The organism is Diaphorobacter sp. J5-51, assembly GCF_001023515.1.
Classification (GTDB): domain Bacteria; phylum Pseudomonadota; class Gammaproteobacteria; order Burkholderiales; family Burkholderiaceae_C; genus Diaphorobacter; species Diaphorobacter nitroreducens.
Genome location: NZ_JSYI01000140.1, coordinates 30,734 through 56,740 on the forward strand (window position 1 = coordinate 30,734; position 26,007 = coordinate 56,740).

23 protein-coding genes are annotated in these 26,007 nt (G+C 68.5%); 7 read left to right on the plus strand and 16 right to left on the minus strand.

All coding sequences use genetic code 11. The features are described from left to right. Positions 1-3: 3 nt before the first annotated feature. From OX89_RS17470 to OX89_RS17485, 4 genes are read right to left on the minus strand one after another with little or no spacing between them, the layout of a single operon-like run. Positions 4-1,047: a S49 family peptidase gene (locus OX89_RS17470; protein ID WP_047351569.1), complete on the minus strand. Its 1,044-nt coding sequence runs from the start codon at positions 1,045-1,047 to the stop codon at positions 4-6. Between the two features lie 4 nt (positions 1,048-1,051). Beyond that, positions 1,052-1,429, minus strand: a complete 378-nt coding sequence (locus OX89_RS17475) for a Rieske 2Fe-2S domain-containing protein (protein ID WP_047351570.1) — start codon at positions 1,427-1,429, stop codon at positions 1,052-1,054. Further along, on the minus strand, positions 1,429-2,097 hold the full coding sequence (locus OX89_RS17480) for an HAD family hydrolase (RefSeq protein WP_011806408.1): 669 nt from the start codon (positions 2,095-2,097) through the stop codon (positions 1,429-1,431). The genes OX89_RS17475 and OX89_RS17480 overlap by 1 nt, the downstream gene beginning before the upstream one ends. Further along, a complete protein-coding gene (locus OX89_RS17485; protein WP_047351571.1) occupies positions 2,090-3,109 on the minus strand; it encodes an RluA family pseudouridine synthase in 1,020 nt (339 codons plus the stop codon). The genes OX89_RS17480 and OX89_RS17485 overlap by 8 nt, the downstream gene beginning before the upstream one ends. Before the next feature lie 543 nt (positions 3,110-3,652). Here OX89_RS17485 and OX89_RS17490 point away from each other — a divergent pair. From OX89_RS17490 to queF, 5 genes are all read left to right on the plus strand, one after another. Further along, entirely contained in the window at positions 3,653-6,730 is a 3,078-nt protein-coding gene (locus tag OX89_RS17490) for an Rne/Rng family ribonuclease (protein ID WP_047351572.1), read from the plus strand. Positions 6,731-6,877: 147 nt separating this feature from the next. After that, positions 6,878-7,660 carry a peroxide stress protein YaaA gene (gene yaaA / locus OX89_RS17495; protein ID WP_173370366.1) on the plus strand — a complete coding sequence of 261 codons (783 nt, stop codon included), beginning with the start codon at positions 6,878-6,880 and terminating at the stop codon, positions 7,658-7,660. Positions 7,661-7,691: 31 nt separating this feature from the next. Further along, positions 7,692-8,078 carry a hypothetical protein gene (locus OX89_RS17500; protein ID WP_047351573.1) on the plus strand — a complete coding sequence of 129 codons (387 nt, stop codon included), beginning with the start codon at positions 7,692-7,694 and terminating at the stop codon, positions 8,076-8,078. 23 nt (positions 8,079-8,101) lie between these two features. After that, positions 8,102-8,971: a 2OG-Fe(II) oxygenase gene (locus OX89_RS17505; protein ID WP_047351574.1), complete on the plus strand. Its 870-nt coding sequence runs from the start codon at positions 8,102-8,104 to the stop codon at positions 8,969-8,971. A gap of 58 nt (positions 8,972-9,029) precedes the next feature. Next, positions 9,030-9,875: an NADPH-dependent 7-cyano-7-deazaguanine reductase QueF gene (gene queF / locus OX89_RS17510; RefSeq protein ID WP_011806413.1), complete on the plus strand. Its 846-nt coding sequence runs from the start codon at positions 9,030-9,032 to the stop codon at positions 9,873-9,875. Between the two features lie 115 nt (positions 9,876-9,990). On the opposite strand, the gene OX89_RS17515 is transcribed toward queF, so the two are convergent. The 7 genes from OX89_RS17515 to OX89_RS17545 form a co-directional block, all read right to left on the minus strand. Further along, the gene (locus tag OX89_RS17515; protein WP_047351575.1) at positions 9,991-11,550 is read right to left on the minus strand and encodes a PAS domain-containing methyl-accepting chemotaxis protein; all 1,560 of its coding nucleotides are present in this window, start codon (positions 11,548-11,550) and stop codon (positions 9,991-9,993) included. A 137-nt stretch (positions 11,551-11,687) separates the two neighbouring features. Beyond that, a complete protein-coding gene (locus OX89_RS17520; RefSeq protein WP_157497544.1) occupies positions 11,688-12,845 on the minus strand; it encodes a DNA polymerase IV in 1,158 nt (385 codons plus the stop codon). 216 nt (positions 12,846-13,061) lie between these two features. Beyond that, the gene (locus OX89_RS17525; protein ID WP_011806416.1) at positions 13,062-13,997 is read right to left on the minus strand and encodes a DMT family transporter; all 936 of its coding nucleotides are present in this window, start codon (positions 13,995-13,997) and stop codon (positions 13,062-13,064) included. A 157-nt stretch (positions 13,998-14,154) separates the two neighbouring features. Continuing rightward, entirely contained in the window at positions 14,155-15,327 is a 1,173-nt protein-coding gene (locus OX89_RS17530) for an alpha-hydroxy acid oxidase (protein WP_047351577.1), read from the minus strand. 222 nt (positions 15,328-15,549) lie between these two features. Then, positions 15,550-17,856 (minus strand): penicillin-binding protein 1C, encoded by a 2,307-nt coding sequence (gene pbpC, locus OX89_RS17535; protein WP_047351578.1) that lies wholly within the window; start codon positions 17,854-17,856, stop codon positions 15,550-15,552. Beyond that, positions 17,828-18,700 carry a methylglyoxal synthase gene (locus tag OX89_RS17540; protein WP_015913994.1) on the minus strand — a complete coding sequence of 291 codons (873 nt, stop codon included), beginning with the start codon at positions 18,698-18,700 and terminating at the stop codon, positions 17,828-17,830. Before OX89_RS17540 ends, pbpC begins: the two co-directional genes overlap by 29 nt. A 78-nt stretch (positions 18,701-18,778) precedes the next feature. Then, positions 18,779-19,156 (minus strand): YkvA family protein, encoded by a 378-nt coding sequence (locus OX89_RS17545; protein ID WP_011806420.1) that lies wholly within the window; start codon positions 19,154-19,156, stop codon positions 18,779-18,781. 144 nt (positions 19,157-19,300) lie between these two features. Between OX89_RS17545 and OX89_RS17550 the strand changes: the two genes are divergently transcribed. Further along, positions 19,301-19,516: a DUF3079 domain-containing protein gene (locus OX89_RS17550; protein ID WP_011806421.1), complete on the plus strand. Its 216-nt coding sequence runs from the start codon at positions 19,301-19,303 to the stop codon at positions 19,514-19,516. Between the two features lie 12 nt (positions 19,517-19,528). Here the strand turns inward: OX89_RS17550 and OX89_RS17555 are convergent, their stop codons facing one another. From OX89_RS17555 to OX89_RS17575, 5 genes are all read right to left on the minus strand, one after another. Continuing rightward, entirely contained in the window at positions 19,529-20,404 is an 876-nt protein-coding gene (locus tag OX89_RS17555; RefSeq protein ID WP_047351579.1) for an endonuclease/exonuclease/phosphatase family protein, read from the minus strand. 70 nt (positions 20,405-20,474) lie between these two features. After that, on the minus strand, positions 20,475-21,296 hold the full coding sequence (locus OX89_RS17560; RefSeq protein ID WP_047351580.1) for a carbohydrate ABC transporter permease: 822 nt from the start codon (positions 21,294-21,296) through the stop codon (positions 20,475-20,477). A 160-nt stretch (positions 21,297-21,456) separates the two neighbouring features. After that, on the minus strand, positions 21,457-22,359 hold the full coding sequence (locus OX89_RS17565; RefSeq protein ID WP_047351581.1) for a carbohydrate ABC transporter permease: 903 nt from the start codon (positions 22,357-22,359) through the stop codon (positions 21,457-21,459). Positions 22,360-22,372: 13 nt separating this feature from the next. Continuing rightward, positions 22,373-23,668: an ABC transporter substrate-binding protein gene (locus OX89_RS17570; protein WP_047351582.1), complete on the minus strand. Its 1,296-nt coding sequence runs from the start codon at positions 23,666-23,668 to the stop codon at positions 22,373-22,375. A gap of 93 nt (positions 23,669-23,761) precedes the next feature. Then, complete coding sequence (locus tag OX89_RS17575; RefSeq protein WP_047351599.1) at positions 23,762-24,802, minus strand: ABC transporter ATP-binding protein; 1,041 nt, start codon at positions 24,800-24,802, stop codon at positions 23,762-23,764. Between the two features lie 190 nt (positions 24,803-24,992). On the opposite strand from OX89_RS17575, the gene OX89_RS17580 reads away from it, so the two are divergent. Next, on the plus strand, positions 24,993-25,955 hold the full coding sequence (locus tag OX89_RS17580; protein WP_047351583.1) for an IS5 family transposase: 963 nt from the start codon (positions 24,993-24,995) through the stop codon (positions 25,953-25,955). Positions 25,956-26,007 lie beyond the last annotated feature (52 nt).

Below are 26,007 nucleotides of genomic sequence, written 5' to 3' on the forward strand. Positions count from 1 at the left end.
ATATCAGCGCAGCTGCGGCAGCTGCAGCGCAGCCAGGCCCTTCACGGCGCCCATGCCTACCGCGGCGCCAAACTTCTTGGCCAGGCGCTCGGCCACGTTGTCACGGCGGGTGTAGTCGATCACGTCTTCGGCCTTGACCACCTCGCGCGCCACGTAGTCCAGGTTGCCCAGTTGGTCGGCCAGTCCCATCTCCACCGCCTGCTGGCCCGTCCAGAACAGGCCGCTGAAGGTTTCGGGCGTGACCTTGAGCCGGTCGCCCCGCCCCTGCTTCACCACGCCGATGAACTGCTGGTGGATCTGGTCGAGCATGGCCTGGGCGTATGCGCGCTGGGTTTCGGTCTGGGGGCTGAACGGATCGAGAAACCCCTTGTTCTCACCGGCGGTGAGCAGGCGGCGCTCCACCCCCAGCTTTTCCATGGTGCCGGTGAAGCCGAAGCCGTCCATCAGCACGCCGATGCTGCCCACGATGCTGGCCTTGTCCACGAAGATGCCGTCCGCCGCCGCCGCGATGTAGTAGGCCGCCGAGGCACAGGTTTCCTCGACCACGGCATAGACGGGCTTGTTGTACTTGGCCTTCAGGCGCACGATCTCGTCGTTGATGATCCCCGCCTGCACCGGACTGCCGCCCGGCGAGTTGATGAGCAGCACCACGGCCTGCGAACCCGCATCCTCGAATGCGCTGCGCATGGCGGCTACGACAAATTCGGCGCTGGCCTCGGCGCCCGCGGCGATCTCGCCCTTCACGTCCACCACGGCCGTATGCGGCGTGCTCTTGCTGGTGGCGGTCATTTCGCGCGAAAGCGCGGCCCAGATCACCGCGCCCGCCAACAGGACCCACGCCAGGCGCCAGAAGTTGCGCCAGCGGCGCGCCGCGCGCTGCTCGGCCAGGGTGCCGAGCACCAGCTTCTCCAGCGTCTCGCGCTCCCAGCCGGGGGCGGCTGCGGCCTTGCTCGCTTCATTTTTTGTGGCTTGTTGCGCCCACAGGTCGGGCGCTGCGGGCGGATTTCCCTCAAATCCCGTGGGTTCGGTGCGGTTGGGATCGGTCATGGAGTCAAAACTCTACGGTGTGCAGATGGAGGGCAGTATGCCAGCGCACCCGGCCCCCTTCCTCGGACAAGGAGATCTTCACCAGCCCGCCGCGGCACGGACCGCCAGCGCAGGCTCCCGTGTCGGGCTGGTAGGCCGCGCCATGCGTGGCACACAGCAGCCAGCGGCCGGTGTCGTCGAAAAACTGACCTTCCTGGTAGTCCATCTCCATCGGTACATGGGTACAGCGGTTCAGGTAGGCGTGCACGCGGCCCTGATAGCGGATGGCGAAAGCGCGGCAGATCTGGCCGCAGTAGCGCACGTCGAACGCCACGGCGCGGCCGCCATCCACCAGTGCCTCGCTGGGGCAGAGGTCGATGCGTTGCTCCACCGGAGTCGCCATTACGCGTGCTCCTGCAGCCAACGGTGCAGATCGGCCACGGACGAAGCCACGCACAGCGGCCCCAGTTCGGCAAAGCCCGCCGTGTCGTGCGCGCCATAGCCCACGCCCACGCTGGCACAGCCCGCGGCGCGGGCCATTGCGAGGTCGTGCGTGGTGTCGCCGATCATCAGCAGGCGCTCGGGCTCCACGCCGAACTCGGCCATCAGCTCCTGCAGCATCAGCGGGTGCGGTTTGCCGGCGGTTTCGTCCGCGGTGCGCGAACCGTCGAACATGCCACGCAGCTGCACCTGGTGCAGCACCTGGTCCAGGCCGCGTCGGCTCTTGCCCGTGGCTACGGCCAGCAGGTGGCCGCGCGTGCGCAGGCCCTCCAGCATGGGCAGCACGCCGTCGAACAGGCTCAGGTCGTCCTGGTGCTGCAGGTAGTGGTAGCGGTAGCGGTTGCCCAACTCCGTATAGCGCTCGCGCGGCACGTCGGGGGCCGCATGGGCCAGGGCCTGCGGAAGCGCCATGCCGATCACCCAGGCGGCGGCTTCATCCGTAGGCACGGTGCCGCCCACATCGCGCACCGCATCCTGAATGCTGCGCACGATGATGGCGGTGGAGTCAAACAGCGTGCCATCCCAGTCGAAGGCAATGAGATCGAATCGGCGCGGGCGGAAATCATGCATGTGCGGGGTCGTCGGAAAGAAAAGCGGTCAGTTCGGGCGGCAATTCGGCGCGCAATTCCAGGCGCTCGCCGCTGGCCGGGTGGTCAAACTGTAGCCGCCATGCGTGAAGGAACATGCGCTTCAAGCCTTGCTTCTGCAGGCGCCGGTTCAGGTCGAAGTCGCCGTACTTGTCGTCGCCCGCGATCGGGTGGCCCTGGGAGGACAGGTGCACGCGGATCTGGTGCGTGCGCCCGGTCTTGATGGTCACCTCCAGCAGGCTCATCGCCGGCAGGCCTTGCAAGGGGCGCGGCGCGAGCTGGCTGCGCACCTTGACCAGGGTGACGGAGCGCATGCCGTCCGGGTCGTCGGGCGTGGTCACGCGCACGCGGCGCTCGCCATCCTCCTGCAGGTATTTGTGCAGCGGCGTGTCGATGACCTTCTTGTTGCCGGGCCAGTGGCCGCTGACCAGCGCCAGATAGGTCTTGCCCGTCTCGCGCCCCCGGAACTGGTCCTGCAGATGTGTGAGCGCCGAGCGCTTCTTGGCCACCAGCAAAATGCCCGAGGTCTCCCGGTCCAGCCGGTGCACCAGTTCCAGGAAGCGCGCCTGCGGGCGCGCCTGGCGCAACTGCTCGATCACGCCAAAGCTCACGCCGCTGCCGCCGTGCACGGCCGTGCCGGCGGGCTTGTCGATGGCGATCAGGTGCTCGTCTTCCAGCAGGATGGGGAATTCGCGCGCGGGTGCGGGGCGCTCCGCCTTGTCCAGCACCTTGTCGGACACGCGCACGGGGGGCAGACGCACCAGGTCGCCCGGTGCCACGCGCGCGTCGGCGCTGGTGCGCCCCTTGTTCAGGCGAACCTCGCCGCTGCGGATGATGCGGTAGACGTGGGTCTTGGGCACGCCCTTCAGGTGGCGGATGAGGAAATTGTCGAGCCGCTGGCCCGCGGATTCGGCGTCGACCTCGACGATGCGGGCCGCCGGGGCTTCTGGCGGGGTGCGGCCAGCGGCCGGTTTGCCCCCTATAATGTGTTTCACCTGCGCGACGAATGTGTAAGTGGTTGATTTGTCTGGAGTTTAATGGACCCAGCCCGGCTCGGCGCGCAGCATGGTTGATGCCAACGGGCGTCATGCGCGCAGATTGCAGGCCGTTTGCCTGCGAGGTCCGCATGCCGGCCGTGCAGGCTGACAAATCGAAACACTGAATCTACGGAATCCCAAGCTGGCCGCGCACCCCACCCGGGCACTGCGGCCAGCGGATCAAAGCGAAAATCATGTGGGTGTTGCTGGCATGGATGGTGTCATTGTGGCGAGGGCGTCAGCCTTTGCCACGTGCACGCAAATCGCCACCAACACCCGCCGGTCAAGCGCCAATAGCTACATTTTTAGTAGCACGCCTGCGCGCTGACCGGCTCGCCCCCATCCACGCGCCACCACCCCGCCTGCTNTTTCGATGCGTCAGTCCAGGCATTTCCGGCTCGTGTAGAGCCTGTTTGGTTTGGAACCGGCGGTACGCGCCGCTGCAGCCCTGAGAGAGCGCTGCGCGCGGGCCGCCACGACACAACGAAAAGGAATTGCATCATGAAGCGGATGCTCATCAATGCCACGCAGCCCGAGGAGCGGCGCCTGGCCATCGTGGACGGCCAGAAGCTGCTGGACTACGAGATCGAGATCGAAGGGCGCGAGCAGCGCAAGGGCAACATCTACAAAGCCGTCGTCACGCGCGTGGAACCGTCGCTGGAGGCCTGCTTCGTTGACTATGGCGAAGACCGCCACGGCTTCCTGCCGTTCAAGGAAATCTCCAAACAGTATTTCGCCGAGGGCGTATCACCCAGCCAGGCCAGGATCCAGGACGTGATCAAGGAAGGCCAGGAGCTGATCGTCCAGGTCGAGAAGGAAGAGCGCGGCAACAAGGGCGCGGCCCTGACCACCTTCATCAGCCTGGCCGGCCGCTATGTGGTGCTGATGCCCAACAACCCGCGCGGCGGGGGCGTGTCGCGCCGCATCGAGGGCGAGGACCGCGCCGAGCTCAAGGAGGCGATGGACCAGCTGGAGTACCCCAAGGGCATGAGCATCATCGCGCGCACCGCCGGCATCGGCCGTTCCGCGCCCGAGTTGCAATGGGATCTGAACTACCTGCTCAAGCTGTGGACCGCCATCGATGGCGCCGCCAAGGCCGGCAAGGGCGCCTTCCTGATCTATCAGGAATCCAGCCTGGTGATCCGCGCCATCCGCGACTACTTCAACAGCGACATCGGTGACATCCTCATCGACACTGACGACATCTACGAGCAGGCGCACCAGTTCATGGCGCACGTCATGCCCGAGCATGCCGGCAAGGTCAAGCGCTACCGCGACGACGCACCGCTGTTCTCGCGCTTCCAGATCGAGCACCAGATCGAATCCGCCTACGCGCGCACCGTGACCCTGCCCTCGGGCGGCGCCATCGTGATCGACCACACCGAGGCGCTGGTCAGCGTGGATGTGAACTCGGCACGCGCCATCAAAGGCGGCGACATCGAGGAAACCGCCACGCGCACCAACCTGGAGGCCGCCGACGAGGTGGCACGCCAGATGCGCCTGCGCGACCTGGGCGGCCTGATCGTGATCGACTTCATCGACATGGAGGAGAGCAAGAACCGCCGCGAAGTGGAAAACCGCCTGCGCGACGCGCTGCGCCAGGACCGCGCGCGCGTGCAGTTCGGCACCATCAGCAAGTTCGGCCTCATGGAGATGAGCCGCCAGCGCCTGAAGCCCTCGCTGTCCGAAGGCGCGCATATCCGTTGCCCGCTGTGCGACGGCACCGGCCACGTGCGCGACACGGAAGGCTTCTCGCTGCAGATGCTGCGCATGATCCAGGAAGAGTCCATGAAGGACAGCACCGCCGCCGTGCACTGCCAGGTGCCGGTGGAGGTGGCCAGTTTCCTGCTCAACGAAAAGCGCACCGAGATCGCCAAGATCGAACTCAAGCAGCGCGTCTCCGTGGTGGTGATCCCCAACAAGTCGCTGGAAACGCCGCACTACAAGCTGGAGCGCCTCAAGCACGACGACCCGCGCCTGGAAAACCTGGACGCCAGCTACAAGCTGGCCGACGTGGAGGAAGACCAGACCAAGGTCACGCGCCGCTCGCAGGAGCCGACCAACAAGCAGACGCCCGTGATCAAGGGCGTGTTGCCCGACGCACCGGCCCCTGTGGCCGAGCCGCGCCCCGAAGGCGCCGCCCGCGGCGCCACGCGCCCGCAGGGCCAGGGCCAGCAGCGCCCGGCAACGGCCCCCACGCCCGCGCCCCAGCGCCCGGCCGCCGCACCGGCGCCCGAGCAGGGCTTCTTCGCATGGATCAAGAGCCTGTTCGGCTTTGGCGCCGCACCCGCGCCCGCACCTGTGGCCGCCCCCGCGCAGACGCCCGCGGAACCCGGCGCACGCGGCGAAGGGCGTCGCGGTGAGCGCGGCGGTCGCCGTGGCGAACGCACTGGTGAACGCAGCGGCGAGCGTGGCGGTGAGCGCAATGGCAACCGCGAAGGCGGCGAAGGCCGCGGCCGCCGTGGCGAAGGCCGTGGCGGCGAGCGCAGCGCCGAGGGCCGCGAGAACCGCGAACCGCGTGAGCCACGCAATGGCCGCGACGGCGAACGCCGTGGCGAGCACGCGGAAGGCGAGAGCCGCCGCGAGCCGCGCGAAGGCCGTGGCGGCCGCGAGCGCGGTGAGCGCAACGCACAGCCGCCCGTGCAGTCTGCGGCCGACCTGGCCAACTCACCGGTCACGACCGATGCCGACGTGGCAGTGACCGAGGAGCGCACGGCACGCACCGGCGAGCGCGGTGAACGCCGCGAACGGGGTGAACGAGGCGAGCGCCGTGAGCGCGGTGGCGAGCGCCGCGAACGCGGCCCGCGCACCATCGACGCCAACGCCCCCGCCGCTGGCGCCGACTTTGCCGACACTGCGCCCCTGGCCGCATTGCCGGACATGGACCTGTCCGGCGCTGAAGTCGGTACGTCCGGCGCCGAGGCCCCCGCCGGCGAGGAGCGCCGCGAGCGCCGTTCGCGCGACCGCTATGGACGCGACCGCCGCGAACGTGGCGAGCGCGGCCCGCGCAATGCCGAGGCCAGCGCCACCGGGCCCGATGCCGAAGCGCCTGCCGCGCCGCTGATGGACCTGGACCTCCCCGCTCCCGCTGCGGCGGCCGAGGAAGACTCCGCCCCCGCACGCCGCAGCTATTTCGCCTCCGCTCCGGCATCTGCCCCGGCGGCAGCGCCGCAAGCCGCGCCCGAAGCCACGGCCGCAGTGACGCCACCCCCGGCCGCCGTGCCAGTCCCCGCACCGGCGCCCGCGCCCGTTGCAGCGGCACCTGTGCCCGCACCGGCTCCGGCTGCCGCCGCGGTAGCGCCGGCAACCGGTGGCATGCCGCGCGTGCAGGCATTCACGCTGCCCGTGGACACGCTGCAGCAGGTGGCGCAGGCTTCGGGCCTGCAATGGGTGAATTCCGACGCCCAGAAGATCGCCGCCGCGCAGGCCGCGATTGCGGCCGAGCCCAAGCCCGTCCACGTGCCGCGCGAGCGTGCGCCCGTGGTGGTGCTGGATGAAGGTCCGCTGGTGCTGGTGGAAACCCGCCGCGACCTGGGTGCGATGCAGCTGCCGTTCGACCAGGACAACGCGGCCGCCTAAGCCCGCGCCATGGCAGAACACCGGGGGCGTCATGCCCCCGGTGGCGTTTTACGCTATCGATAAATGAGCTGCTGGCGCTTGATGGATAAGCCTTAGAGGCATATTCAGCTGATAGCCACGGCAGCTCGCACATTGGGAGTAATGACCGTGCTGTTCCTGCTGTCGCCCGCCAAGTCGCTGGACTACGACACCCCCCTGCCCGCCGGCCTGCCGCACACGCTGCCCGCGTTCGTGCCCGACGCACAGCGCCTGATCGCGGTGCTGCGCGAGAAGTCGCCGCAGGAAGTGGCCGCGCTGATGTCGATCAGCGACCCGCTGGCCGCCCTCAACGTGGCGCGCTATGCGGCCTGGCAGCCGCGCTTCACGGCCGCCAACGCGCGCCAGGCGGTGATGGCCTTCAACGGCGACGTGTACGAAGGGCTGCAGGCACAGTCGCTCTCCCTCGAAGACCTGCAGTGGGCGCAGCAGCATGTCGCCATCCTGAGCGGCCTGTACGGTGTGCTGCGGCCGCTGGACCGCATGCAGCCCTACCGCCTGGAGATGGGCACGCGCCTGGCGACCGATGCCGGCGCCAACCTCTACCAGTTCTGGGGCGCGCGCATCGCCGAACACCTGAACCAGCGCCTGGCCGCGGACGCCACGCCGGTGGTGGTCAACCTGGCTTCGCAGGAGTACTTCAAGTCCGTGGACCGCAAGGTGCTCAAGGCGCGCGTGATCGAATGCGTGTTCGAGGACCACAAGGCCGGCCAGTACAAGATCATCAGCTTCTACGCCAAGCGCGCGCGCGGCCTGATGGCGCGCTGGGCCATTCAGCAGCGCGCGGCCACCCCGCGGCGGCTGGAGGAATTCGACCTGGAAGGCTATGCTTTCCACCCGGCCTCGTCCCAGCCCGACCGGCTCGTGTTCCGCCGCCACGCCGCCGGCAGCTAGACGGGTTCCCCTCCTTTCCTGGACGCCCCCCATGAACCACGCCGTCAAAACCGCGCACTACCCCGCCACCCAGGCCGTCGACCAGCCCTTCGAGGCCACCGTGCGCGAAGGCTGGGGCGTGTGGATCACGTTCATGCGCGAAGAATTCCTGAAAGCCACCTTCACCCGGCGCGCCGATGCGGAGGCGTTTGCCGCCCAGCACACGCATGGCGGCCAGCGGGGCCAGGTGCGGCGCATGTGGCTGCTGGTGAACGAGACGGCCGGCGAGGCTTATGCGCTCGCGTCCGACGGCGTGCAGCCGCTGCAGGGTGTAGACCTGGACTTTCGCCACCACCAGCGCCTGCAGATGCTGCGCAGCGACGTGCTGTCGCGCTTGAGCGATGCCGAACTGCAGGTGCTGGGCCTCAAGCGCACCTGAAACCCCTGCCCCAACGAAAGCCCATGCCCGATCACAGCTTCGCCTCCTCCCAGTCCGTTACGCCCGAGCTGCGCCAGTGGATCCTCGACCAGTCCGGCGCCGGCATCGCCACGCCCGCACTGATCGAGGCCATGCGCAACGCGGGCTGGGCCGATAGCGTTGCCGTGCGCGCGGTGGAGGAGGTACTGCGTGCGCATCTGGACGGCGCGGTGCAGCCGCAAGGCCTGCCGCCCGCCGTGCCGGTGCCCGAGCCCGACATCGCCGACGCGCCGCTCTTCGTCGACGTGGGCGACCGCCAGGTCGAGGTGCTGATGTCGATGGCCCACCCGCGCGTGGTGCTGTTCGGCAACCTGCTGTCGCCCGAGGAATGCCAGGCCATCATCGATGCTGCACAGCCACGCATGGCACGCTCGCTCACCGTGCAGACCACCACCGGCGGCGAAGAGGTGAACGCGGACCGCACCAGCGACGGCATGTTCTTTCAGCGCGGCGAGACGCCCGTGGTGCAGCGGCTGGAAGAGCGCATCGCCCGCCTGGTGCGCTGGCCCATCCAGAACGGCGAAGGCCTGCAGGTGCTGCACTACCGCCCCGGCGCGGAATACAAGCCGCACTACGACTACTTCGACCCCGACCAGCCCGGCACCTCCACCATCGTGCGCCGCGGCGGCCAGCGCGTGGCAACGCTGGTGATCTACCTGAACAACCCGCTCAAGGGCGGCGGCACCACCTTCCCCGACGTGCCCCTGGAGGTGGCGCCGCGCCAGGGCAATGCGGTGTTCTTCAGCTACGAACGGCCCCACCCCAGCACGCGCACGCTGCACGGCGGCGCCTCGGTGATCGAGGGCGAGAAGTGGATCGCCACCAAATGGCTGCGCGAACGGGAATTCAAATGAAATGGGCCGCTAGCGCTTATTCGACAAGCGCTAGCAGCTATCCAATCCATAGCACACCATGAACACCCCGGAACACTCCCAGCTCGGCAAGGCCTCGGCCTATGCCGACCAGTACGACGCGTCGCTGCTGTTTCCCATCCCGCGCGCGGACAAGCGCGCCGAGATCGGTATCGACGGCAACGCCCCCTTCTTCGGCGCGGACCTGTGGACGGCGTTCGAGCTGTCGTGGCTCAACCTGCGCGGCAAGCCGCAGGTGGCCATCGCCCACATCACCGTTCCCTGCGAGACGCCCCACATCGTCGAGAGCAAGTCGTTCAAGCTGTACCTGAACAGCTTCAACAACACCCGCTTTGCCAGCGAGGCCGAAGTGCGTGCGCGCATCCGCGCCGACGTGAGCGAGGCCGTGTGGCGCGGCGCCGAGCATCCCGGCACCGTGGGCGTGACGCTGCTGCTGCCCGAGGCCTTCGACCGCGAGCCCATCCACGAGCTGGACGGCCTGCTGCTGGACCGCCTGGACGTGGAATGCACGCGCTACCAGCCCGCACCCGAGCTGCTGGCCGCCCACCATGACGAGGCCCCGGTGACCGAGACGCTGGTGAGCCACCTGCTCAAGAGCAACTGCCTGGTGACCGGCCAGCCCGACTGGGGCAGCGTGCAGATCACCTACAGCGGCGCGCAGATCGACCAGGCCGGCCTGTTGCAGTACCTGGTGAGCTTTCGCAACCACAACGAATTCCACGAGCAGTGCGTGGAGCGCATCTTCATGGACATCTGGACGCGCTGCCGCCCCATCAAGCTGGCCGTGTACGCGCGCTACACACGCCGCGGCGGCCTGGACATCAACCCCCTGCGCACCAGCCACCCGCAGCAGCTGCAGCGCAACGTGCGCACCGCGCGGCAATAAAGCGGCAATCGCATGGCAGCCGCGCGCCCGTAGCAGCACAGGGCCCGGCACCGCCCCATGCAGCCGGTGGCCGCGCGTGCCTTTTCACCGAAAGCGCCACGCGCTGGACGGCCCGTCAGCCCAGGCGGAACACATCCACGCTGCGGCCCAACGAAGTCACGCCTGCGCGCAGCGCCTGGGCCGCGGCGGCCGACTCCTCCACCAACGCGGCGTTCTGCTGCGTCACGCTGTCGAGCTGGACGATGGCCTCGTTCACCTGGCCGATGCCTTCGGACTGCTCGCGCGTGGCGGTCGTGATCTCCTGCACCTGGGTGCTCACGCGCCGCACCGCGTCCACCATCTCCTCGATGGTGCGGCCCGCCTGCGCCATGCGCCGGTTGCCATCGGCGATGCCATCCACCGTCTGGCCGATCAGGCCGCTGATCTCCTTGGCGGCGGTGGCACTGCGCTGCGCCAGCGCGCGCACCTCGCCCGCCACCACGGCAAAGCCGCGGCCCTGCTCGCCCGCGCGCGCGGCTTCCACCGCGGCGTTGAGCGCCAGCAGGTTGGTCTGGAAGGCAATGCTCTCGATCACGCCGATGATCTCGCCCATGCGCGCCGACGAGCGGCGGATGTGCTCCATGGACTGCGCCACCTCGGCGATGGCGGCGCCGCCGCGGCTGGCCACGGCCATATTGCGCTCGCTCTCGCTCGCCATCTGCGCCGCCGCATCCGCCGTGTGGGCCACGGTGCTGGCCAGTTCCTCCATGGCGGCTGCAGTCTGCTGCAGGCTGCCGGCCTGCGCTTCGGTGCGCGCCGACAGTTCGCGTCCGCCCTGCGCCACCTGCGTGGCGGCGGAAGAAAAGCCCTGCACTTCGGTGCGCACATCGCCCACCACGGCGCGCAGGTTGATCTGGATCTGCACCAGACGGCGCATGAGCGCTCCCAGCGACGCCGAATAGTCGGTGCGCGCCGTGGTGGCCAGGTTGCAGCCCGCGATGTCGCCGGCAAACCGCTCGGCCTCCTCCAGCGCGGTCGAGAAGTGGCGGTGAAAGTAGTTCAGCATGACGCCCGCGCCCAGCCCCAGCGCGGCAGCCCGCCACGCCACGGCCGCCCAGCCCGCAAGGCCCAGCACGTCGGGCAACAGTACGGCGAAGGACAGCACCGCCAACGTAAGGGCCATGTGTGCCGTAAGGCCCAGGCGTACCAGGCGCTCCACCCAGCCGCGTGGGCCGGCGTGCAGCAACTCGCCCTCGCGCAGCACCAGCGAGACGCGGCCGGACTGTGCCTCGGCGCGCATGCGCGCATACAGAGCGTCGGCCGCGGCCACCTCGTCGGCCGATGGCTTCACCCGCACCGACATGTAGCCCACGGGCTTGCCGCGTTCCAGCACCGGCACCACGTTGGCGCGCACCCAGTAGTGGTCGCCGTTCTTGCGGCGGTTCTTGACCAGCCCCGTCCAGGGCTTGCCGCGGCCGATGGTGGACCACAGGTCCTTGAAGGCCGCCGGGGGCATGTCGGGATGGCGGACGAGGTTGTGCGGCTGGCCCATGAGTTCTTCATGGGAATAGCCGCTCACCCGTGCGAACGCGGGATTGCAGTGGGTGATTTCACCCCGGGTATTGGTGAGAGACACCAGCAACTCACCGGCGGGATAGTCATACCCGCGGCCCGTGACCGGGACGTTCACACGCATGCAGAACCTCTGAAAGGACGAACGGCCTCTATGCGGGGCCGTCAGGACTGTGAGTAAACGAGTGTAACTTTTATGAATTACCCCCTAGATTTACGTCAAGCAAATTCGCACCAACATGGTGCGACATCCCGCCCCGATCAGAACAACGGCGCGCTTTCGCCCCAACCCGCCGCCTGCTGGGCAACGGCTGCCTGGGGCAGCAGGTTGCCCACGCGCACGCCCAGCAGGCGCAGGCGCTTGGTCAAGGGCACGCGTTTGAGGCACAGGCCCGCCACGCGGCGGATGGTGGCCGCGTCCTGGGTGAAGTCCGCCACCGTCTGGTCGCGGGTGGCGATCTTGAAGTCGTCGTAGCGCAGCTTGATGCCGATGGTGCGGCCCGCGTAGCCCTTGCGCTGCAGGTCCCCCGCCACCTGCTCGCACAGTGCGGTGAAGATGCGGCCCAGTTCTGCCCGGTCGTGCACCGCGTGCAGGTCGCGCTCAAAGGTGGTTTCGCGGCTCATGGAGACGGGCTCGCTCTCGGTCACCACCGCGCGCTCGTCGCGCCCCCAGGCGGCGTCGTGCAGCCAGGCACCGTAGGAACGCCCGAACTGCTGCATCAGCCACGGCAGCGGCCGCTGGGCCAGTTCGCCAATGGTGCGGATGCCGTGGGCGAGCAGCCTGGCCTCGGCCTTGGGGCCCACGCCGTTGATCTTGCGGCAGTCCAGCGGCCAGATCAGGGGCTGCAGGTCGCCTGGCTGCACGATGGAGATGCCATTGGGCTTGTTGAACTCGCTCGCCATCTTGGCGATGAGCTTGTTGGGCGCCACGCCGATCGAGCAGGTCAGCCCCGTGGCGTCGAAGATGCTCTTCTGGATCAGCCGCGCCAGCACCCGCCCGCCGTCGCGCTGGCCGCCCGCTACTCGCGTAAAGTCGATGTACACCTCGTCCACGCCGCGGTCTTCCATGACCGGCGCGATGGAGAGGATTACCTCTTTGAAAAGCCTGGAGTAGCGACGGTAGGCAGCAAAGTCCACCGGCAGCAGCACGGCCTGCGGACACAGGCGCGCGGCCTTCATCAGCCCCATGGCCGAGCCCACGCCGAACTGGCGCGCCGCATAGGTGGCGGTGGTGATCACACCGCGGCCCGCGTATTCCTTCAGCAGCGGAAACGCCGCCACCGGGATATCCCCCGGCCGCCCGGCGTAGGCAGCGGCCAGCGCTTCGTCCTGCGGACGGCGGCCGCCGCCGATCACCACGGGCAGCCCCTTGAGCTGCGGGTAACGCAGCAGTTCGACGGAGGCGTAGAACGCATCCATGTCGAGGTGGGCGATGCGGCGATCAGAGGCAGTAGCGGTCACGGCCGCAATTGTCGCGCGCTGCGCGAGTCGTGCCGCCTAGGAAACTGGCGCGCCCCCCGGCGTGGGCCACCGCGCAAGGGCCGCCCCGCCGCGCTGGTGGCGTCCCCCTGCCCGCATTGCGCGGCAATGCGAGAGCGGGGGGAAGGCGCGAAGCGACTCAGGGGGTGTTTCTCTTCACACGCCCTGCAGGCAGATCAGCACCAACCCCACCAGCATCAACGCCATGCCGATCTTCTCGGGCCGCGTGAAGGACTCGCTGAACAGGCGGCGCGACACCAGGTAGCTGAACACCACCTCTACCATGCCCAGCGTGCGCACGGCGCCCGTGGTCTGCATGGCGTAGGCGGTGAACCACGCCAGCGACGCGGCCGCACCCATGCTGCCCGCCACCAGCGACATGCGCCACGCCGGCCACAGCGGCGCCAGGCCCCGCTCGGTCTTGAGCGCCACCCAGGCGCCCAGGCCCAGCGTCTGCAGCGTCTGCGCGATCAGCACGCCCCAGGCGCCCGACAGCCACGGCGTCTCGGCCCCCAGCGCCAGCGCCCCGCCGCGAAAACCCACCGAGGCGATCGCAAAGCTGGCGCCGCAGGCCAGGCCATAGAGGGCCGGGCGGCTCAGCCAGGCTGCAGGCGACAGCAGCTGTCCGCGCGGGGGCAGCGACAGCAGCAGCACGCCCAGCGTGGCCACCACCATCGCCAGCAGCGCGAGCGGCGTGGGCAGTTCGTGCAGGAACACGCTGGCGAACAGCGCCACCTGCAGCACCTCGGTCTTGGACAGGGTCACGGCCACGGCGAAGTTGCGCTCGGCCATGGCCAGCAGCAGGAAGGCCGTGCCCGCGATCTGGAAGAACGCGCCCAGCGCGATCCAGCCCAGGTAGGCGGCGCTGAAATGCGGCACGGCCGGCGGCTGCGCGGGCCAGGCGTACAGCAACGCCAGCCACACGCCGGCAAACGGCAGGCCGTAGAGAAAGCGCACCAGCGTGGCGGGCAGCGTGCCCAGCTCGGCGGTCAGGGAGCGCTGCGCGGTGTTGCGCACGGTCTGCGCCAGCGCGGCAAACAGCACCACGGGCACCCAGAGCCAGGGTGCAACGGCGGTCAGGGAGGAGGTCATGCGCCGCCGAGCATAGCCAGCGCCATCGCCGCGCAGCCCCTGCGATTGGCGAGGGGCGCCTCAGCCCATGGCGATGGCCATCCTGAATACCCGAAGCCAAATCGGCCGCCAGCGCTTATCTACCAAGCGCCAGCAGCTATTAAAACAATAGTGCGCGTCAGCTCTGCGGCGCGGTGGGATAGGTGCCGGGCACGAGGATGGAGCGGTCCACGTTCTGGATGTTGGTGTGGCCGCAGAAGGCCATGGTCACGTCCAGCTCCTTGTGGAGGATCTGCAGCGCCTTGGTCACGCCCGCCTCGCCGAATGCGCCCAGGCCATACACCATGGCGCGGCCGATCATGGTGCCGCGCGCGCCCAGCGCCCAGGCCTTGAGCACGTCCTGGCCGCTGCGGATGCCGCCGTCCATCCACACCTCGGTCTGCGAGCCCACGGCATCCACGATGGCTGGCAGCGCATGGATGGCGGACGGCGCGCCGTCCAGCTGGCGCCCGCCGTGGTTGCTGACCACGATGGCGTCGGCGCCGTGCTGCACGGCCAGGCGCGCGTCCTCCTCGACCATGATGCCCTTGAGGATCAGCTTGCCGCCCCACTGCTCCTTCACCCAGGCCACGTCGGCCCAGGACAGGCGCGGGTCGAACTGCTCGTTGGTCCAGGCGGCGAGCGAACTCATGTCCGACACGCCCTTCACATGCCCCACCAGATTGCGGAAGGTGCGCCGGCGCGTGCCGGCCAGCCCCAAGCACCACTGGGGCTTGGTCATGAGGTTGAGGATGTTGGCCAGCGTGGGCTTCGGCGGCGCGGTCAGGCCGTTCTTGATGTCCTTGTGGCGCTGGCCGATCACCTGCAGGTCCAGTGTGAGCACCAGGGCGCTGCACTTGGCGTCCTTGGCGCGCTGGATCATGCGGGCCATGGCATCGCGGTCGCGCATCATGTACAGCTGGAACCAGAACGGCGCGCTGGTGTTCTCGGCAATGTCCTCGATGGAGCAGATGCTCATCGTGGACAGCGTGAACGGAATGCCGAACTTCTCGGCCGCGCGCGCGGCGTGGATCTCGCCGTCGGCATGCTGCATGCCCGTGAGGCCCACGGGCGCGATGCACACGGGCATCTTGGCCTGCTGCCCCACCAGCGTGGTGGCCGTGGTACGCCCTTCCATGTTCACCGCCACGCGCTGGCGCAGCTTGATGGGGTGGAAATCGTCTTCGTTGGCGCGGTAGGTGCCCTCGGTCCAGGCGCCCGAGTCGGCGTAGTCATAGAACATGCGCGGCACGCGGCGTTCAGCGACCACGCGCAGGTCTTCGATGCAGGTGATTTTGGACAGGTCGGCCACGGCAAATCCCTCGGGCTGTGCGAGCGTGCCGCGCCTGGAGCGCCAGCGAATGGCCGGCGCCTTCCCAGTCCGGCAGGCTCTTGGTGAGTGCGTTGACGGAAAAGCGTGGATCGTAGTCCCAGCCCGGCGCCGCGTGCTTGAAGGATTTGAGCGCACTGTGAAAATTTTGCAGCGCGGGCGCGGGCGCGGGCACCAGGCACCGGGCTCGCACGTGCCGCTGCGTCAGCGCCGCGCGCGCACGCCCGCGCCGCGCACCTCGATCTGCACCTGGTCCAGTACCTTGCCCTGGGCGTCCACCAGCTCCACGCGGTGGCGGCCCGGCCAAGGCAGCCATGCCCACTGCGCGCCGCTGCCGGCCATCCGCCCGTCGATGCGCCAGCGCACCGCCGCGCGGCCCACACCGCCCGCCGTGAATTGCAGGCGCTGGTGCGCGGGCGGAATGTCCGGGTCCAGCGCCACCACGGTGCCCGACGCCGGCGCCAGGATGCGCGCCGCTACCGCCTCAGGACTTGCATCATTTGTGCCTGTAACGCCCGTCTCGCTTGCGCCACCAGCTTCACTTTCGATAGCAAATAACGCTTGCTGCGTGCCGCCCATGAACCACTCCTGCCGCGCGCCCTCCAGCGGCTGGCCGCCGTCGCCCGGCCCGAAGCGCACCGCCTGCCGCACCAGGCCCTGTGGCGGGCGCGGCGCGCGGCTGGGCGTGCTGCGGTGCAGCCAGCCCATGACCTCGGCCCAGATGGGTGCTGCGCCGCTGGTGCCGCTCACGTCATGCATGGCGGCGCCGCTGGCGTTGCCCACCCACACGCCCACGGTGTAGCGCTGCGACCAGCCCACGGCCCAGTTGTCGCGCATGTCCTTGCTGGTGCCGGTTTTCACCGCCGTCCAGAAGCGCGTGGCCAGCACGCTGTCGGTGCCGAAAGTGCGCACGCGCGCGTTGGCATCCGACAGGATGTCCCCCACGATGAAGGCCGCGCCGGCATCCAGCGCCGGCGTGAACGCCGGGCGCTGCGCAGGCGCATAGGCCACGGGGCTCCGGCGCCCGCCGTTGGCCAGCGCACGGTAGGCATTGGTCAGGTGCAGCAGCGGCACCTCGCTGCTGCCCAGCGCCAGGCTGTAACCGTAGTAGCCGCCCGACTCCGGAAGCGGCAGGCCCAGGCGCCGCAGTTGCTCGAAGAAGGCGTCGGGCGTCACCATCACCAGCGTACGCACCGCCGGCACGTTCAGCGAGGCGGCCAGCGCGGTGCGCGCGGACACCCAGCCCTTGAACTGGCGGTCGTAGTTCTGCGGGATGTACAGCCCGCCCGCGGTGGCGATGTGCGCGGGCGAATCGTGCACCAGCGAGGCGGCCGTGAGCCGCCGCTCGGCAATCGCCTGCGCGTACAGGAAGGGCTTGAGCGTGGAGCCAGGCTGGCGCAGGGCCAGCACGCCATCCACCTCGGCCGCCTGGCTCAAGGGGCCGGACGAGCCCACCCAGGCCAGCACCTCGCCCGTGGCGTTGTCCAGCACCACCAGCGCGGCGTCTTCCACGTTGCGCCCGCGCAGCTCGCGCAGGTGGCGCGTGAGCGTGTCCACCGCCATGCGCTGCAGCGGCGCGCTGAGCGTGGAGCGCACGCGCTGCGCGGCAGTGCCATCCCGCGATGCACCATCTTGCGACACGCGCTCCTGCGTGCGCCCAGCCTGGCGCAGCAGCTGGCGTGCGAAGTGCGGCGCAATCCCCTCGCTGGCGTCGAAGGCACGGCGCTGCAGCGCGGCGGTGGTGAACAGATCCAGCGCGTCGCAATCGGTACCCCGCGCGCCGCTGTGGCCCGCCCGTTGCATGTCGCGCAGCACGCCGCAGGCGCGCCGGGCCACCAATGCGGGCCGCGCATTGGGCGCGCGCACCAGGGCCGCGGCCACGGCGGCCTCGCGCTCGTCCAGGCCGTGCGCGGCTTTGCCGAACAGCGTGCGCGCCAGCGCGTCGATGCCCACGATCTCCCCGCGAAACGGCACCAGGTTCAGGTACGCCTCCAGGATCTGGTCCTTGCGCCAGCGTCGGTCCAGCACCTGCGCGGCCACGGCCTGCCCCAGCTTCTGCGGCACGCTGCGCCCACCGGGGCCCTGGCGCAAGAAATCGGCATCCGGGCCGTCGAGCAGCCCCGCCAACTGCATGGTCAACGTGCTGGCGCCGCGCGTGCGCTGGTTCCACAGGTTGCCCCAGGCGGCGGCCGACACCGCGGCCCAGTCCACGCCGCTGTGCTCGTAAAAGCGCCGGTCCTCGCTCAGCACCAGCGCCTGGCGCAGCGCGGGCGACACATCGGCCAGGCCCACCCACTGGCCGCGGCGCACGGTGGCGTCGGTACGCAGGCGCTGCAGCACCTCGCCCTCGCGCGAAAGCACCAGGGTCTCGGACGAGCGGAAACTGGCGCGCACCTCATCGAACGTGGGCAGCGCCAGGCTGACGGTGCTGGCCAGCGCCAGACACGCCGCCGCGAGGGCGCGTCGCCACCTCACAGGCGCATCACCGCGTGGCGCGCAGCGCGGCTGCATCGCACCAGCGCTGCGCCACCTGCGGCGAGGTGGTGCATACCGCGTCGTGCGTGGCGGTGGTCACGGCGCGCTCCAGCAGCTGGATGTCGGCCTCGTGCTGGCGCGCCACGTGCGGGTCCTCGAAGAAGATGGCGCGGTGGCAGCGCCGCTGCAGCACCCAGTCGGCAATCTGCGCGTCGCCGCCCAGCGGGCCGCTGTTGAAGCGCTGCACCCAGGGCGTATCGGCGGGCCAGCCGCGCGCCCAGGCCAGTTCGTTCAGGCGCTGGCCCGTGGTGCCCGTGGCCACGCGCTGGCGAAAGCGCGAGAGCAGCTCGAAGTTGCGCGCCGCAAAGTCCAGCATGGCGGACTTCATCGCATCGTGCGCGATCAATGCCAGCGTCTGCGCGCCGTAGTCATGGAAGCGGTCGGCGTTGCGGTCGGCCGGCAGGCCCGCGTGCATACGCTCCATCTCCACCCAGTCGCGCGCGCTGGCCACCGTGGACAGGAACGGCTTGCCGTGGATCACGCACTGGCGCTTGAGCGCCAGCGCCTCCGGGAAGATGGACGACGGGTCCACCGGGTCGATGAGGTAGATGGCGCCGTCCAGCGTGCGGCCCGGCTCGGGCATGCCCACCACCTCGGCCACGAGCTTCATCAGCCCGCCCTCACGCCCATAGGGGTAGCGCACCAGCGGCCGGTAGCCCTGCAGCATGCCGGCGGCGGCGATCGCATCATGGGTGCGGCCCACGGTGTGCAGGCCCAGCCGCAGTTCGCGTATGCCCGCCTCGCAGGCGCGCAGGAAGGCGAACAGCGCACCGTCTTCGGTATGGTGGTGCAAACGGTTGGCGGCTAGACCCATCAGCATGTGCAAAGGCTTTCAGACGAAGAAGAGGGACAACTGCCGAGCATAGTCGCAGCCGCACACGCCACCGCTGCCGCGGCCTTACCGACCACGCCACCAGGCGAAGAGCAGCACAGCCAGCAGCACCCACAGCATGATGATGAGCGCCGCGGCCAGCCAGCTGCGCGGGCGCGCCAGCATGCGCGCGGCACGCTCGCGCGCGGCCAGCAGCACCGGCGGCGGCAGCAGGCGCAGTACCAGGGCCAGGCCCAGGGGCACGATGAGCAGGTCGTCCAGATAGCCCAGCACGGGAATGAAATCGGGCACCAGGTCGATGGGGCTCAGCGCATAGGCGGCCACGGCGAGCGCCAGCAGGCGCAGCGCCCAGGGGGTACGCGGGTCGCGCGCAGCCAGGTAGACGACGAGCACGTCGCGCTTGAGCGCACGCGCCCATTGCTTGGCGGTTTGCAGCAGTCCCATGGCGTGTTCAGGCGGGGTGATTCATCCAAAGGGCTGCATCGTACGAGCTGCCCCGCGCGGAAATGGCTTGATGTACATCAAAACCCCACTGGGATCGGGTGACGACAGTGGCTGCATTCCCCCTTCGACACCCTCCCCTGCCCCATGGCCAAGAAGTTTCCGCTGAACCCCGCGCATCCCGAGCGCACGTGCTGGGGCTGCGACCGCTACTGCGCCGCCGATGCCATGCAGTGCGGCAACGGATCGGAACGCAGCCAGCATCCGGCGGAGCTGTTCGGCCCCGACTGGGCCGAGTGGGAGCCGCCTTCGGCCGGCGAGGCGCCTGCACAGCAGCAGCCCGCCGCATCACAGCCAGCCTGACCGCGCGGCCACTCATTGCAGCTCCAGCAGCACGGGCTGGTGGTCTGATGCCTGCGTCACGCCATCGACCCGCACCGCGCGCACCCGGCTCCTCAGCGAATCACTGACCCAGATGAAGTCACAGGCCAGCGGCTGCGGCGCATAGGTCTGGTCGAACACGCAAAACGTGGGCGGCTGCGGCGCGCCGGGGTGCAGCAGTCGCCATGCATCCCACAACGGGGGCTGGCCTGCCTGACCCGCGGTCGCGCCCTCCTCGTCCGCCAGCGCAGCGGCCAGCACGGCGTATTCAGGCTCGTGCGCCTGCAGGTTGAAGTCGCCGCACAGCACGGCATGGGGCGTGTGCGCCTTGGGCTGGAACGGCGAGCCGTCGGCCAGGCCCTGCGGCGGCTGCGCAGCCTGCGCGCAGGCCTGCAGGTGCAGCGCACGCAGCGCCAGCGCCTGCGCCATGCGCTGGGGCTTGGAGTAGTACTCCAGGTGCGTGGTCATCACGCGCACCGGGCCCAGCGCGGGGTCCTGCACGGTGAGCACGCTGCACAGGCGCGGCATGCTGCGCACGCCGGCATCGGGCGGGTATGGCAGCGGGTGGTGCTGCAGCTGCAGCACGGGCAGGCGCGTGGCGATCAGGTTGCCAAAGCGCTGGCGGCCCGCGGCGGTCCACTCGTCCACCGCCGCGCCAAAGAACACCTGCCAGCCTGCGGGCAGCGCGGACTGCACCTGCGCCACCTGGTCGCCGGGCGCACCGCGCAAGCCGGGGTAGTTCACCGCGATCTCCTGCAGGCACAGCACATCCACGTCGCCCAGCGCCAATGCGTATTGCACGATGCGCGCGGGGTCCACGCGGCCGTCCAGGCCGCGGCACCACTGGGTGTTCCAGGTGACGAGCTGCATGGTTTACTCCTGAAAACAGAGCTGCTCGCGCTTGCTACACGAGCGCTGGAGGCTGATTTGGTTTGAATCGCTACTTGATGCCCGCGCGCATGAAGCTTTGCACGAACTGGCGCTGAAAGAGTATGAACCCGATGAGCAGCGGCGCGGTGGACATCAGCGTGGCCGCGGTGATGAGCGACCATTCCACGCCCTGCTCCACCGACGAGAACACCTGCAGCCCCACGGTGAGCGGGCGGGATTCCACGCTGTTGGTGATGATGAGCGGCCACAGAAAGTTGTTCCAGTGAAAGCTCACCGACACCAGCGCAAAGGCGGTGTACACCGGCCGCGCCAGCGGCACGTATACGCGCCACAGGATCTGCAGGGCGCTGGCACCCTCCACGCGCGCGGCTTCGTCCAGCTCCTTGGGAATGCCCATGAAGGTCTGGCGCAGCAGGAAGATGGCAAACGCCGAGGCGAAGTACGGCAGCCCGATGGCCACCAGCGAATCCACCAGCCCCAGGCGGCCCATGGTCTTGTAGTTCTCGACCAGCAGGATGTCCGGCATGACCATGAGCTGCACCAGCACCAGCGCAAAGGCCAGGTTCTGGCCGCGAAACCGGTAGCGCGCGAAGGCGTAGGCCGCCAGCGTGGACAGCACCAGCTGCGCGGCCAGGATCATCGCCACCAGCACGGTGGTGTTGAAGAAATAGCGCGCAAACGGCGCGGCCTCCCAGGCGCGGCGGAAGTTGTCCAGCGTCCACGGCGCCAGCAGGTCGAAGCGCGTGGCGTACTCCGCGGGGTGAAAGGCCGTCCACACCGCATAGGCCAGCGGCAGCAGCCACAGCAGGGCCAGCGCCCAGGCGGCCAGGGTGTCCAGCAGGGTGACCTGGTACAGCGTATTGGTTTTCATGGCGCGTCGCGCCCTCCTGGGGCATGAAATGGGCGCCACACACGCCAGGGCCGCCGTGCAAGGGCCGCCCCGCCGCACGGGCGGCGTCCTCCTTCCCACGCGCAGCGTGAGAGAAGGCGTGAGAGAAGGGGGTAGTGGCGCAGCCGCTCCGGGGGTTGTTTCACTGGTAATGCACCCGTTTGTCGAACACGAAGAACTGCACCAGCGCCACGCCGGCCAGCACCGCCACCAGCACCACCGTGAGCGCCGCGGCGTAGCCCGTATCCCAGAACTTGAAGCCCACTTCGTACAGGTGGTACAGCAGCAGGGTGGACGCGTTGTCCGGCCCGCCCCGCGTGAGAATGAAGAGATGGTCCACCAGCCGGAAGGCGTTGATGACCGCATTCACCAGCACGAACAGCGTGGTGGGCATGAGCAGCGGCCACTGCACGCGGCGAAAGAAGTACCAGCGCGAGGCGCCCTCGATGGCCGCGGCCTCCTTCAGGCTGGGGTTCAGCGTCTGCAGCGCGGCCAGGTAAAAGATCATGAAGAAGCCCGCCTCCTTCCACACCGCCACCACGGTGACGCAGGCCAGCGCCGTGGCCGGGTCGCCCAGCCAGTTGCGCGATGGCAGACCGAGCAGGATGGTGATCTGCTCCAGCAGCCCGTACTGCGGCGTGTAGAAGAACAGCCAGATGTTGGCCACGGCGATCATCGGCAGCACGGTGGGCGTGAAGTACGCCATGCGCACCCAGGTGCGCCCCACCATGCGTTCATTCACCCACAGCGCCATGATCAGCGCCAAGCCGATGGACAGCGGAATGGTCGCGCCAGCGAACCACAGGTTGTTGCGCACGGCCTGCCAGAACACGGGGTCGTCCACCATGGCCGCATAGTTCTCCAGCCCCACCCACACCCCCGCACGGCCGCCGCGGGGCGTGGAATGGAAGCTGTCGATCAGCGTGGCCAGCGTGGGCCAGTGCGTGAAGGCCACCAACAGGACCAGGGCCGGAAGCAGCAGCAGCCAGGCGTGCACAGCACGCTGACTGCTGCCCGCATCCGGCGTGCTGCGCATCACCGGCATGGGAGGCCCACCCTTACTTGTAGCTGCGCAGAATGCGGTCGGCCTCGCGCTGAGCGTCCTTCATCGCTTGCGCCGAGGTCTTGGTGCCGTTCAGCGCGGCCTGGATGGCGTCGTTGAGCACCTTGGTCACGCGCTGGTTGTCGTGCGTGGAGAACTCGGCCACCGATACCGGCAGTTGGTCGCGCGCCACCAGCGCGGGCGGGAAGTCCTGGCCGTACTTCTTGAGTGCGGGTGTGTCATAGGCGGCCTGCGACACGGCCACGTAGCCGCTGTCCATGCTCCACTGCGCGGCGCGCTCGGGCTGGGTGATCCACTTGGCGAACTCGAACGCGGCCTGCTGCTGCTCTTGTGGCGCCTTCTTGAAGATGTAGAAGTTGCCGCCGCCCGTGGGCGAGCCCTTGCGCAGGTTGCCGGCAATCTGGGCCACGCCGAAGTCGAACTTGGCGTTGTTCTTCACGTTGGTCAGGTTGCCCGTGGTCGTGATGATGATCGCGGCCTTCTTCTCGAAGAAGTCCTTGGGCGTCGTGCCCCACTCCACCACGCCCTTGGGGTGCACGCCTTCCTTGGCCAGGTTGACCCAGAAGTCCAGCGCCTCGATGACCTTGGGGTGGTCGAAGGTGACCTGGGTGCCGGCCCCGTTGGCCAGCAGCACGTCGTTGGGCGTGGTCAGCGTCTGCAGCATCCAGTAGGCAAAGCCGGTGGACGGGATCTGGATGCCGTACTGCGTCACGTTGCCGCTGGCATCCTTCTTGGTGAGCTTGTGCGCGGCTTCCTTCAGCTCCTTCCAATTCTGGGGTGCCTTGTGGGGGTCCAGGCCGGCTTCCTTGAACGCGTCCTTGTTGTAGTACATGACCACGGTGGAGCGCTGGAACGGCACGCCCCAGGTCTTGCCGCCCGTCTGGCTGTTGGCCATGAAGGCCGGGTAGAAGCCCTTGAGCCAGGCACGATCGGCGTCGGTCTTCACGAAGTCGTCGATGGGGGCGATGGCGTCCTCGTCGATCAGCGTGAACATATCGGTGGACAGCAGCACCGAAGTGGCCGGCGCCTTGCCGGACTTGTGCGCGGTGAGCGCCTTGACGATGGTCTCCTGGTACGTGCCGGCATAGATGGGCACCACCTTGTACTGCGGATGCGCCTTGTTGAAATCGGCCGCGTAGCCGTCGATCACCTTGGTGATGGGGCCGCCCACGGCCACGGGGTAATAGAACGGCACCTCCACCGGGGCCTGCGCATGGGCGGTAACGGCACACAGCGCCATGGCCGCGAGGGCGGGCGCAGCCAAGGTCTTCAAAAACATCTTGCGTTGCATTGCGAAAGCTCCTGAGGTCTGGAAAGAGTGGGGAGAGGAAACGAAAGGCAGCGCCGTGCACGCGCATGCGGCGCAGGCTGCGTAAGAAGTGGCTCAAGCCGCCAGGCGCTGGCCCTGGGCGTCAAAGAAATGCTGGTCGTGCCCGCACCACCGCAGGCGCACACCCTGGCCGTCGGCTGCGGGGGCGTGCTGCCCCGGCGCGCGCACGGTGATGAATTCGGTGCCGATAGCGCAGCGCAACACGGCATCCGCGCCCAGGTATTCCTGGCTGTGCACGGAGGCGGCCACGCCGCTCGACCCACCGCTGCCATCGTCCAGGGCCACGGCCTCGGGACGCAGGCCGAGCCAGTGCGCCTGCGTGCGACCCACGGCGATATCGGTGCCCGCGATGCGGCCCTGTTCCAGGCGCACCAGGTTCATGGCAGGCGTGCCGATGAAGCGCGCGGCAAAGGTGGAAGCGGGCGCGGCGTACACATCGCGCGGCGGCGCGCACTGCTCCACACGCCCCTGATGCAGCAGCACCACCTGGTCGGCCATGCTCATGGCCTCGGCCTGGTCGTGCGTCACGTACACCACGGTGAGGCCCAGGCGCTGCTGCAGCTCACGCAGCTCGGTGCGCATCTCCTGGCGCAATTGCGCATCCAGGTTGGACAGCGGCTCGTCCATCAGGCACACGCGGGCCTGGGCCACCAGGGCGCGGCCCAGCGCCACGCGCTGCTGCTGCCCGCCGGACAACTGGGCGGGCCGGCGCTCCAGCAGCGGGGCCAGGCCCAGCAGCTCGGCGGCTTGCGCCACGCGCTGCGCGGCCTCGGCCTTGGGCACCTTGCGCACCGCCAGTCCAAAGCCGATATTCTGCGCCACGCTCAGGTGCGGAAACAGCGCATAGTTCTGAAACACCATCGCGATGCCACGCCGCGCCGGCGGCAGCTGCGTGACGTCCTGCCCGTCGATGCGCACGCTGCCCGATGTGGGTGACTCCAGCCCCGCAATGATGCGCAGCGTGGTCGATTTGCCGCAGCCCGAGGGTCCCAGCAGCACGCAGAAAGAACCGGGCTCAATGCGCAGGTTCATGGACTGCAATGCCGTGGTGCTCCCCCAGGACTTGGCAACCGCATCAAGTTCGATCAGTGACATCGCGGCAGTGTAGGGACCGCTTGTGACGCTGGCGTTACGCACCCGCATGCCGCGGCGGGCCACCCGCGCACCCGCCACGGCCCGTCGATCGGTCCGTGGCGGTGCTGCACCAAAACTGCCGCTAAGGAAATCCTGCAAAACCTCGCCATCAGCCTGATAGGTGCAGCTCAGTCATGGCATGCTCACAGGCATGAGGCAAAGCAGCCTTGACCTGAACCTGAGTACCAAGAAGACCCGCAAGCAGGAACTGCTGGCCCAGATGGATCGGGTGGTTCCCTGGGCTGCACTGGTTGAAGTCATTGCGCCGTATTACCCCGAAGGCAAGAACGGCCGCCCACCCTTTGCCTTGGAAACTATGCTGCGCATTCACTGCATGCAGCAGTGGTTCACCCTGTCGGATCTGGCGATGGAAGAAGCCTTCTTTGACACGCCGATCTACCGGGAGTTTGCAGGCCTTGATGCCCATGGACGAATGCCCGATGAGAGCACCATTTTGAGGTTTCGCCACCGGCTGGAGAAGCACAAGCTGGCCGAGCAGATTCTGGCCACCGTCAACGAACTGTTGGCAGCCCAGGGCTTGCTGCTCAAGGCGGGTACTGCGGTAGACGCTACCTTGATTGCAGCGCCCAGCTCTACCAAGAACAAGGACAGAAAGCGCGATCCAGAGATGCACTCCAGCCAAAAGGGCAATGAATGGCACTTTGGCATGAAGGCCCATATCGGCGTGGATGCGGACTCAGGACTGGTGCACACCGTCATCGGCACCTCGGGCAACGTGGCCGACGTTGTAGAAGGCAACAGCTTGCTGCACGGGCAGGAGACGGATGGGTTTGGTGACGCGGGCTATCAAGGCGTGCACAAGCGCCCAGATGCCAAAGAGGGCGTCACATGGCACATCGCGATGCGCCCGGGAAAGCGCAAAGAACTGGACAAAGAGAACAACCCGGTTGACGCGCTGATAGACCAAGTGGAGAAGATCAAGGCGAGCATCCGTGCCAAGGTGGAGCATCCCTTCAGGGTGATCAAACGACAGTTTGGATACACCAAGGTGCGCTACCGGGGATTGAAGAAGAACACGCTGCAGCTCAAGACGCTGTTTGCGCTGTCCAACCTGTGGATGGTGCGCCACCAATTGCTGGGGGCGCAGGGATGAGTGCGCCTGCCAACTGGCAAAGGGCCGCGAAAGCGGTGCAGATGGCCCGAAA

Bases quoted from the DNA above. Each gene is read 5' to 3' on its own strand.
- OX89_RS17470 (WP_047351569.1), bottom strand. From the start codon at position 1,047: ATGACCGATCCCAACCGCACCGAACCCACGGGATTTGAGGGAAATCCG.
- OX89_RS17475 (WP_047351570.1), bottom strand. From the start codon at position 1,429: ATGGCGACTCCGGTGGAGCAACGCATCGACCTCTGCCCCAGCGAGGCA.
- OX89_RS17480 (WP_011806408.1), bottom strand. From the start codon at position 2,097: ATGCATGATTTCCGCCCGCGCCGATTCGATCTCATTGCCTTCGACTGG.
- OX89_RS17490 (WP_047351572.1), top strand. From the start codon at position 3,653: ATGAAGCGGATGCTCATCAATGCCACGCAGCCCGAGGAGCGGCGCCTG.
- OX89_RS17500 (WP_047351573.1), top strand. From the start codon at position 7,692: ATGAACCACGCCGTCAAAACCGCGCACTACCCCGCCACCCAGGCCGTC.
- OX89_RS17505 (WP_047351574.1), top strand. From the start codon at position 8,102: ATGCCCGATCACAGCTTCGCCTCCTCCCAGTCCGTTACGCCCGAGCTG.
- queF (WP_011806413.1), top strand. From the start codon at position 9,030: ATGAACACCCCGGAACACTCCCAGCTCGGCAAGGCCTCGGCCTATGCC.
- OX89_RS17515 (WP_047351575.1), bottom strand. From the start codon at position 11,550: ATGCGTGTGAACGTCCCGGTCACGGGCCGCGGGTATGACTATCCCGCC.
- OX89_RS17520 (WP_157497544.1), bottom strand. From the start codon at position 12,845: ATGGATGCGTTCTACGCCTCCGTCGAACTGCTGCGTTACCCGCAGCTC.
- OX89_RS17525 (WP_011806416.1), bottom strand. From the start codon at position 13,997: ATGACCTCCTCCCTGACCGCCGTTGCACCCTGGCTCTGGGTGCCCGTG.
- pbpC (WP_047351578.1), bottom strand. From the start codon at position 17,856: ATGCAGCCGCGCTGCGCGCCACGCGGTGATGCGCCTGTGAGGTGGCGA.
- OX89_RS17540 (WP_015913994.1), bottom strand. From the start codon at position 18,700: ATGCTGATGGGTCTAGCCGCCAACCGTTTGCACCACCATACCGAAGAC.
- OX89_RS17545 (WP_011806420.1), bottom strand. From the start codon at position 19,156: ATGGGACTGCTGCAAACCGCCAAGCAATGGGCGCGTGCGCTCAAGCGC.
- OX89_RS17550 (WP_011806421.1), top strand. From the start codon at position 19,301: ATGGCCAAGAAGTTTCCGCTGAACCCCGCGCATCCCGAGCGCACGTGC.
- OX89_RS17555 (WP_047351579.1), bottom strand. From the start codon at position 20,404: ATGCAGCTCGTCACCTGGAACACCCAGTGGTGCCGCGGCCTGGACGGC.
- OX89_RS17560 (WP_047351580.1), bottom strand. From the start codon at position 21,296: ATGAAAACCAATACGCTGTACCAGGTCACCCTGCTGGACACCCTGGCC.
- OX89_RS17565 (WP_047351581.1), bottom strand. From the start codon at position 22,359: ATGCCGGTGATGCGCAGCACGCCGGATGCGGGCAGCAGTCAGCGTGCT.
- OX89_RS17570 (WP_047351582.1), bottom strand. From the start codon at position 23,668: ATGCAACGCAAGATGTTTTTGAAGACCTTGGCTGCGCCCGCCCTCGCG.
- OX89_RS17575 (WP_047351599.1), bottom strand. From the start codon at position 24,802: ATGTCACTGATCGAACTTGATGCGGTTGCCAAGTCCTGGGGGAGCACC.
- OX89_RS17580 (WP_047351583.1), top strand. From the start codon at position 24,993: ATGAGGCAAAGCAGCCTTGACCTGAACCTGAGTACCAAGAAGACCCGC.